General features: G+C 67.0%; 3 protein-coding genes. 2 read left to right on the top strand and 1 reads right to left on the bottom strand.

The window, feature by feature from the left end:
• Positions 1–1,171 (top strand): aminomethyl-transferring glycine dehydrogenase subunit GcvPB (gene gcvPB, locus WC493_RS23675; protein ID WP_373069190.1); only part of this gene is annotated, 1,171 nt, incomplete at its 5' end.
• On the opposite strand, the gene WC493_RS23670 is transcribed toward gcvPB, so the two are convergent.
• Positions 1,172–1,777 (bottom strand): hypothetical protein, encoded by a 606-nt coding sequence (locus WC493_RS23670; protein ID WP_373069188.1) that lies wholly within the window; start codon positions 1,775–1,777, stop codon positions 1,172–1,174.
• 67 nt (positions 1,778–1,844) lie between these two features.
• Here WC493_RS23670 and WC493_RS23665 point away from each other — a divergent pair, with 67 nt between their 5' ends.
• Positions 1,845–2,405: an energy transducer TonB gene (locus tag WC493_RS23665; protein ID WP_373069186.1), complete on the top strand. Its 561-nt coding sequence runs from the start codon at positions 1,845–1,847 to the stop codon at positions 2,403–2,405.
• The last annotated feature ends 158 nt before the right edge of the window (positions 2,406–2,563 follow it).

The raw sequence follows: 2,563 nt of genomic DNA, 5'->3' as shown, positions 1-2,563 counted from the left end.
CTCGACCACGCAGGGCGCGGTCGAGCTGATGGGCCTGCTCGCCCATTGGCTGAAGACGCTGACGGCCATGCCGGCGGTGGCGCTCAGCCCCAAGGCGGGGGCGCATGGCGAGCTGTGCGGCATCATGTCGATCCGTGCCGCCCTGGTCGCCCGCGGTGAGGGCGAGACGCGGACCCGCATCCTGGTGCCCGAATCCGCTCATGGCACCAATCCGGCAACCGCGGCCTATTGCGGCTTCGCGGTCGATCCGGTGCCGGCGACCGAGGATGGCCGCGTCGATCTTGTGGCGCTGAAGGCCAAGCTCGGCCCCGATGTCGCCGCGATCATGCTGACCAATCCCAACACCTGCGGCCTCTTCGAGCGCGAAATCAAGGAGATTGCCGAGGCTATTCATGGGGTTGGCGGCTTTTTCTATTGTGACGGCGCCAATTTCAACGCCATCGTCGGGCGGGTCCGGCCGGGCGATCTCGGCGTCGACGCCATGCATATCAACCTGCACAAGACTTTCTCGACGCCCCATGGCGGCGGCGGTCCGGGCTCCGGTCCGGTGGTGCTGTCGGCGGCGCTGGCACCCTTCGCGCCGCTGCCCTGGGTGGTCGAGAAGGACGGCGTCTTCGAGCTCGTGGAGGACGAGGCGGGCGAGAGTTTCGGCCGCATGACCGCCTTCCACGGCCAGATGGGCATGTTCGTGCGGGCGCTCGCCTATATGATGAGCCATGGCGCCGACGGCCTGGCCCAGGCGTCGGGCGATGCCGTGCTGGCGGCCAACTATATCCAGGCCCGGCTGGACGACGTCATGACGGCGCCCTTCGAGGGGCCCTGCATGCACGAAGCCCTGTTCGACGATCGCTTCCTGAAGGATACCGGCGTGACCACGCTCGACTTCGCCAAGGCGATGATCGATGAGGGCTACCACCCGATGACCATGTATTTCCCCCTGGTGGTACATGGCGCCATGCTGATCGAGCCGACCGAGTCGGAATCGAAGGAAAGCCTGGACGAATTCATCGCGGTGATGCGCAGCCTGGCGGAATCGGCCAGGGCGGGCGAGGTGGAGCGTTTCGCCGGTGCTCCCTTCCTGGCGCCGCGCCGCCGCCTGGACGAGACCGCGGCAGCCCGCAAGCCCGTGCTGCGCTGGCAGGCGCCCGCACCGGCCAAGGCGGCGGAATGATCAGCGCCGCCTGAACACGAGGACGGCGGCGATGCCGCCGGCCAGCAGGGACACCATGGGGGCGATCGTGAAGGCCACCCCCATGGCGGTCGCCCCCTCGCGGTCGAAAAAGCCGGTCGCCTCGGCCCAGGCGTCATAACCCAAGAGCACGGCGACATAGACGGCGACCACGGTCCCGATAAAGGCCGCGAGGCCGAGCAGGAAGCGGAGACCCGGGGAACGCCGCCGGGCCGGCGGGCTATCGGCCATGACCGGCCCCTCCATCGTGTTGATCGTCATCGGTGGACAGGAAGCCTTGGGCGGCCGTGGCTTGTCCAGCCCCCAGGTAATCACCAGACCCTCTGTCCCGAAGACTTGGTAGAGGAAGTCGATCGCGTCCTCGAGGCAGGTCATGCGCTCCTTGTCGAAGACCGAGAGCAGGAAGGTGCAGCGCGCATCGATGCCGAAGCCGAGGGCGATCTCGTGATCGAACAGGCCGAGCGGCTTGGCGTCATAGAGCCAGAGCGGGCCGCGGAACCACTCGGGCCGGGCCTGCCGGGCAAAGGCGATACGGGCGCGCGCCTCTTCGAGGGGCAGGGCGCAATGGCCGCGGTAAACGATCGACATGGTGACAGGGAAACCGGGGGACCTTCCATCGAAGTCCAGACTCTAGGCAACAGACGTGAGCCGGGCTGTGACCGACGTCGCATCTTCGTTGCATCCCCCTGATTTCTATTTAAAGTTGAATTTCGATCAGGGTTCTTTTGGTGATGGAACGATGACCGCCTTTCTGCGCATTCCGCTCGCCACTCTCGGCCTGTTGTTGGCGGCTTGCACGAACAGCAGTGCGCCGGCCGTCCACAAGGGCTACGACGTGACCACGCAAGCGTCGCCGGACCCGGATGGGGACGTCGATGGTTCCATCGAATATGATTTCAACCCGCCGCTGTCGGATGCGACGCGCACGGCCGTGGCGGAATGGGCCGCGCGGCTGCGCGATACCGCCGACGACGGCATCGTCTATCCGACCGCGGCCACGATCGACCACGGGCAGGGCGTCGCCATCGTGAAAATGGTGGTCCTGGCAGACGGCACCATGACGGAATGCGGGCTCGAGCGGTCGAGCGGCAATTCGATCCTCGACCACGTCACCACGACCGGCGTCTGCGCCGTCCGGCCCGAGCCGCCGCCGGGGAGGGAGATCCGAAGGGTCACCCTGCACTTACCCTTCGGTTTCAAGCTCTTCCAACACTGAGACGCGTGTTCAGAAGCCGCTGACCAGGTGGCGCGTCGCCTGGAACACCGGGCGGCCGGCGACGATGGTGGCGGCGACGCGGGGCAGGGCCGGGTGTTCGTCGTCGACCAGGACGAAATCGGCCCGGGCGCCGGCGCGGATCATGCCGCGGTCGGTCA

Source organism: Zavarzinia sp. (genome assembly GCF_041650655.1).
Taxonomy (GTDB): Bacteria; Pseudomonadota; Alphaproteobacteria; order Zavarziniales; family Zavarziniaceae; genus Zavarzinia.
This window is presented reverse-complemented; position numbering and strand designations above follow the sequence as displayed.

Coding starts and splice junctions, on each gene's coding strand:
- WC493_RS23670 (WP_373069188.1), bottom strand. CDS start 1,777: ATGTCGATCGTTTACCGCGGCCATTGCGCCCTGCCCCTCGAAGAGGCG.